Below are 5693 nucleotides of genomic sequence, written 5' to 3'. Positions count from 1 at the left end.
AGCGCACGCCGATCAGGCTGTCGCGGGCGGCCAACAATTCCGGGCCGCGCCGCATCAACGCCGGGGCCGCCCGCGACAGCCTGATCGGCGTGCGCTTCGTCAACGGCCGCGGGCAGGCGATCAAGTCCGGCGGCCGGGTGATGAAGAACGTCACCGGCCTCGACCTCGTGAAGCTGATGGCCGGCTCCTGGGGCACCCTCGGGCTGCTGACCGAGGTCACCTTCAAGGTGCTGCCGGTGCAGGAACGCGTCGCGACGCTGGTCTTCTCGGGGCTCGACGACGCCCGCGCCGTCGCCGCGCTCGCCGCCGCGCTGGGCTCGCCGTTCGAGCTCACCGGCGCGGCGCACCTCCCCGCGGGGATCGACGGCGAGGACCCCCGCACGCTGATGCGCCTCGAAGGCTTCTCCGACTCCCTCGACTACCGCATCGGCGAGCTGCGCAAGCTCCAGAAGCGCTTCGGCGCCGCCGAAATCCTGGATGGCGAGCCCGGCCGCCGCGGCCGCGATCACCGGCAGGGTGCGGCGACGGATCTGGAACACCGGGTTGATCGCGAAGAACATCATCGCGAGGCAGAACAGGCCCGGGATCAGCAGCAGCGCGTAGAGGGCGAACGGCCCGCGATAGGCCTCCGGCACCACGAGCGCCTCGAGCGCCGGCAGCACCGCCCAGAACCCGACGGCGCAGGGCAGCAGCAGCGCGAAGACCGTGGCGGCGTTGGCGGCGACCTGACGTTCGGCCGCCGCACGTCCGTGCAGCTCCTCGACGCGGACCGCGAGCTGGAACAGCAGCAGGTCGAGCGCCGTGCCGAGCATGGTCAGGCTGCGTGCGGTCACGTCGGCGGCGAGGGCGAAGTAGCCGGCCTCGGCGAATCCCGCCTGCGCCGCGATGGTGCCGCGGTTGAGGAACGGCAGGAGCTGGTAGACGGCGTTGGCCGCGATCAGCGGCAGTCCGTAGCGCAGGAACAGCGTCCAGGTCTCGCGCCGGCGATGATGCTCCACCGTCGTCACCGGGTCGCGCAGCGGGTGGCGCAGGATCAGCACCGCGAGGAGCTGGCTCAGCCCGGCGGCGGCCAGCACCCAGGCCGGCTGGCGCAGATACCAGGCGGCCGCCGCCATCATCGCGAAGGCCAGCACGTTCTTCACCGCGACGAGGCCGAAGTAGAGCTTGCCGTCGAAGCGGGCGCGGGCGAGCGCGGCGTGGTAGTCGAACACGCCGATGCCGAGCGCCGCCAGCATCGCGCCGGACAGGATCGCGGCGTGGCCGTCGGGACCGTCGCCGAGACTGAGGCCGCCGGCGATGGCCGCGGCGGACAACAGCAGCGCCGCGAGGATGGCGTAGGCCCGGTCGAGGCCGTGGCGGATCCACGGCTCGTCGAGGCGCACGCGCACGGAATAGAACCGCGTCGCCGACAGGCGCAGCCATTCGAACAGCACGGTGGTGATCACCAGGGTGCCGGCGGTGGCCAGTGCGAACCGTCCGAAGTCGGCCGGCCCGAGCAGCTTGGCGATGAGCAGGCCGAGGACGAAGTTCAGCCCGGCATTCAGGACGAAAGCGGCGATCACGGCCATGGACGAGCCTTCGGGGACGAACGAGCCTTCGGGGACGAACCGGCACGGGCGAGCGCGGCCTGCGGCCTCGATCTAGCGCCGCGCCGGTAAGATTCCCTGAATCCGGCACGACGAGGGCGCGCCGGAACGGTTTGGCGCCGAAGGCCGTTTCCGCGTCCGGTCCAAACCTTCCCCGGAGTCCCCGTCAGATGCGCATCCTCGTTCCCGCCGCCGCAATCCTCGCCCTCGCGGGCGTTCAGGCCGCCACCGCCCAGACCACCGTGATCGAGCGCGGCGCGCCGGACACCGTCGTCGTCGACCGGCCGGCGACCGAGAGCAAGACGGTCGAGACCCGCGAGAGCAGCGACGGCTGCTCCACGAAGACGGTCACGTCGACCAACGACGAGGGCGACCGCAAGACGGTGCGCAAGGAGCGCTGCGACTGATCTTTCGGCCTCAGCCGCTCCGGCGCTGCCGGGGCGGCACCTGCGCCGTGCCCGGCGCGTCGTCGACGAGCGGGCGCTCGTAGCGCCACGCCTCCATCCCATCCTCGTAATAATCCTCGCGCACGTCGAAGCGGGTGTAGCCGCGCCGCTCGTACAAGCGCAGGCCGGCGCCGTTGTCGGCGCGGACCTCGAGGCGCAGGCGGGTGCAGCCGTGGCGGCGGGCCTCGTCCTCCACCGCCTGCATCAGCCGCCCGCCGAGGCCGAGACCCGAACGGGACGACGACACCGCGATCGACGAGAGCCGCGCGTTGCGGCTGTTGCGGCGGCGCTCGAGCGTCGCCGCGCCGATGAGGACGTTGGTCCCGTCCTCCTCCTCCAGCAAGGCGACCAGCACGCTCATCGAGGGCGAGCGGATCGCGTGGCGGATCGCACGCCGCTCGGCGCGGTCGGTCGAGAAGGTCGCGTTCTCCAGGGCGACCAGGGCATCGAGATCGTCGAGGCGCGCGAGGCGGATCTTCAGCTCGCCGTCGGCTTGCGGGCTCACGCGGTCCCCCGGGGCCGAATCGTCCGCCGTCTCACCCCGACCATGATGACCGCCGCTCACCGCCCGCCGCACGCGCAGCACGACGCCCGGCTGCCGCGGACCGGCAGGGCGTCGCCACCGTCGACCGGCGTCAGATGCCCCCTCTTCGCGCGCTTGGGAAGCCCGGCCACGGCCGAGCGCTGCGTTTTGGCAACAGCTGCCCGCTCTGCACAGGGAATCCCACCGCATGGCGGCGATTTCTCCTTGTGATGGCGCGGCGGCGTCCGTATATCCGCCCTGCCCATTTTCGCACGTGCCTGTGGCCGCGTGTCGGTTGGTGGGCATCCGGCCAACTGCCGGACAGCCGCCAGGGGTCTTAAAGGATCGATGGTCGACAGGGTGGATCCCCTCCGGCCGGCATCCAGGTGGCGACACCGGACCCCGACAACAACCGGCAGCCGGAGGCGAAACCGGCGAACCCCGCTCTCCACGGGGGACGCAGCTTAAAGCAACGACGAACGGGCTTTTTTGGTCTCGTCGGCCCTCCAAAGGCCGGCACCGAAGAGGCTTGTTTCTCCTTGCCCGGCGTGCGGATGGGAAAACCCCGTCCAATCCACGGCAGCCTCCGGGTGCTTTTCGCGCCCGCACGGATCGTCGCGTCTCCACAGCGCGCGGGTCCGCGCGACGCATCGGCCCCAGACGCCGGCGGTCCGCCTGGACCGTCACATCTTCGACGGCGCGCTCCCCCGTGGGCGGCCTAGCGAACCTGTGGGTTGGAACCGACATGACCGATCGCATCCGCGACTTCCTGCGCGTCCGCCGCGACCTCGGCCGCGACGAGGGCCCCGTGATGGTGCTCGACCTCGACGTGGTCCGGGACAACTACACCGCGTTCGCCCGCGCGCTGCCCGGCACCCGCGTGTTCTACGCGGTGAAGGCCAACCCGGCCCCCGAGGTGCTGCGCCTCTTGGCCGACATGGGCTCGTGCTTCGACACCGCGTCGGTCGCCGAGATCGAGATGGCGCTCGCGTCCGGCGCCACCGCCGAGCGGATCTCCTTCGGCAACACCATCAAGAAGGAGCGCTGCATCGGCCGTGCGCTCCGTCTCGGCATCCGCCTGTTCGCGGTCGATTGCGAGGCCGAGGTCGAGAAGATCGTCCGCGCCGCCGCCGCCGCCGGGGTCGAGGCCCGGGCGGTGCAGGTGTTCTGCCGCATCCTGTGCGACGGAGCCGGCGCCGACTGGCCGCTGTCGCGCAAGTTCGGCTGCGAGCCGGTGATGGCGGTCGACGTGCTGGATCACGCCCATCGTCAGGGCCTCTCGGCCTACGGCGTCTCGTTCCACGTCGGCTCGCAGCAGGGCAACACCGAGGCCTGGGACGGAGCGCTCGCCTCCGCCTCGACCATCTTCCGCGAGTGCGCGCTCCGCGGCATCGGCCTGTCGATGGTCAACCTCGGCGGCGGCTTCCCCACGAAGTACCTCAAGCAGGTGCCGGGCGTGGAATCCTACGGCGACGCGATCTTCCGCGCGCTCACCAAGCACTTCGGCAACCGGCTGCCCGAGACGATCATCGAGCCGGGCCGCGGCATGGTCGGCAACGCCGGCCTGATCGAGGCCGAGGTCGTGCTGATCTCGAAGAAGTCGGCCGCGGAGGACGAGGTGCGCTGGGTCTACCTCGACATCGGCAAGTTCGGGGGGCTGGCCGAGACCATGGACGAGTCAATCCGCTATCCCGTCCGCACTGCGCATGACGGCGACCGGATGGCGCCGTGCGTGCTGGCCGGCCCGACCTGCGACTCGATGGACGTGCTCTACGAGCGCGATCACTACCCGCTGCCGGTCTCCCTCTCCATCGGCGACAAGGTGCTGATCGAGGGCACCGGCGCCTACACCACGACCTACGCCGCGGTCGCCTTCAACGGTTTCCCGCCGCTGCAACAGATCGTGATCTGACCCGATCCGCACCTTCGGCGGCCGCGGGTCGTTAGGGCATCTGAACCCAGACCGCGCATCCCGATCGGCCGGCTCTCATCCGGTCGCCGGCGGGGATGCGCGGATCCTCGAGCGTCACGCCATGACGGGGCGGTTACGGTCATGATCCAGATCCGGGCGGAGCATCATCTCGACGTCGCGGCGCGCGAGCGCCTGCTCGACGCCTGCTTCGGCGCGAACCGCCGCGCGAAGACTTCGGAGCGCCTGCGGGAAGGCCGCCTGCCCGCCCGCGGCCTCGCCTTCTCGGCGACCCGCCACGGGCGCCTGATCGGGACGCTGCGGCTCTGGACCGTCGAGGCCGGCGCCCGGCCGGCCCTGCTTCTCGGGCCGCTCGCCGTCGACCCGGCGCTGCAGCGCCAGGGCCTCGGCCGGGTCATGATGCATGCCGCCCTCGGCCGGGCCGAATCCCTCGGGCACGGCGCCGTGCTGCTTGTGGGCGATGCGCCCTACTACGACCGCTTCGGCTTCTCGGCGGCATCCGGCTGCATCACGGCCAGCACCTCCGCCATCTTGCGCGGATTCATCGCCAGCACCAGCGATACCAGGACGTCCTGGCCGAGACGGTCGTAGACCCGGGCGGCCTCCTTCGGCTTCATCGTCTCGTACATCGTCACGAGGTTCTTCAGGCCGGCCTTCTCGGCCTCAGCCTTGGCCTTGCCGGATGTGTCGACCTTGTCCTCGGCCTGCTTGAGGTCGCCGAGCCCGGTCTCGAGCTTGCGCTCGGCCTCGCCGAGCATCTTCTCGCGCAGCTCCAGCTCGTCGCTCTTCTGCTTGAGCGCGTCGCGCCGGGCGCCGAGCTTCTCCAGCAGGGCGCGCTCGCTCAGCGAGACTGGCTCGGGCATCGGCGGCTGAGCCTGGGGCGGCGGCTCGGGCTTCTTGGCATCCGCCTTCGTCTCGTCCTTGGGCGTCACCGATCCGGTGGTGGCGGGGTCGGCCAGCTCGTAGCCGGCGCGGGCCTTGGCGAGCACCTGGGCGAGGGCCGGCAATTCGGTGCCGACCTGCGGCGTCTCGACCGACATCGCGATGAGCTTCAGCACCAGCAGCCCGGCGGCGGCGAGCGTGACCGCATCGATCATCCTCAGGCGCAAAGGACGGATCGCGCGCATGCGCGCGCGCGCCAGGGCGGTCAGGGCCTTCGCGTTGTTGGCGCCCCGGACGACCTTGGCCGCGCGCGCGCCCTCGGCGGC

General features: G+C 71.4%; 5 protein-coding genes and 1 pseudogene. 3 read left to right on the top strand and 3 right to left on the bottom strand.

Annotated elements, in window-relative coordinates:
* The coding region (locus FV223_RS18575; RefSeq protein WP_246689726.1) for a hypothetical protein at positions 1-1568 on the bottom strand (1568 nt) is incomplete at its 3' end.
* A gap of 188 nt (positions 1569-1756) precedes the next feature.
* Here FV223_RS18575 and FV223_RS18570 point away from each other — a divergent pair.
* Complete coding sequence (locus FV223_RS18570; protein WP_147728402.1) at positions 1757-1993, top strand: hypothetical protein; 237 nt, start codon at positions 1757-1759, stop codon at positions 1991-1993.
* Positions 1994-2003: 10 nt separating this feature from the next.
* Here FV223_RS18570 and FV223_RS18565 read toward each other — a convergent pair whose 3' ends face one another.
* Entirely contained in the window at positions 2004-2537 is a 534-nt protein-coding gene (locus FV223_RS18565) for a GNAT family N-acetyltransferase (RefSeq protein WP_246686406.1), read from the bottom strand.
* Between the two features lie 763 nt (positions 2538-3300).
* Between FV223_RS18565 and FV223_RS18560 the strand changes: the two genes are divergently transcribed.
* Positions 3301-4467, top strand: a complete 1167-nt coding sequence (locus FV223_RS18560; protein WP_147728400.1) for a type III PLP-dependent enzyme — start codon at positions 3301-3303, stop codon at positions 4465-4467.
* Between the two features lie 141 nt (positions 4468-4608).
* Positions 4609-5076: an N-acetyltransferase gene (locus tag FV223_RS18555; RefSeq protein WP_147728399.1), complete on the top strand. Its 468-nt coding sequence runs from the start codon at positions 4609-4611 to the stop codon at positions 5074-5076.
* On the opposite strand, the pseudogene FV223_RS31915 reads toward FV223_RS18555, so the two are convergent.
* Positions 4971-5612, bottom strand: a pseudogene (locus tag FV223_RS31915) (hypothetical protein); the annotation flags it as partial. The gene FV223_RS18555 and the pseudogene FV223_RS31915 sit on opposite strands and share 106 nt — an antisense overlap.
* Between the last annotated feature and the right edge of the window lie 81 nt (positions 5613-5693).

Origin of the sequence: Methylobacterium sp. WL116, from assembly GCF_008039455.1 — a bacterium.
Lineage (GTDB): Bacteria > Pseudomonadota > Alphaproteobacteria > Rhizobiales > Beijerinckiaceae > Methylobacterium.
Note: the sequence above shows the minus strand (reverse complement) of the source record. Positions and strands in the feature narration are given on the sequence as shown.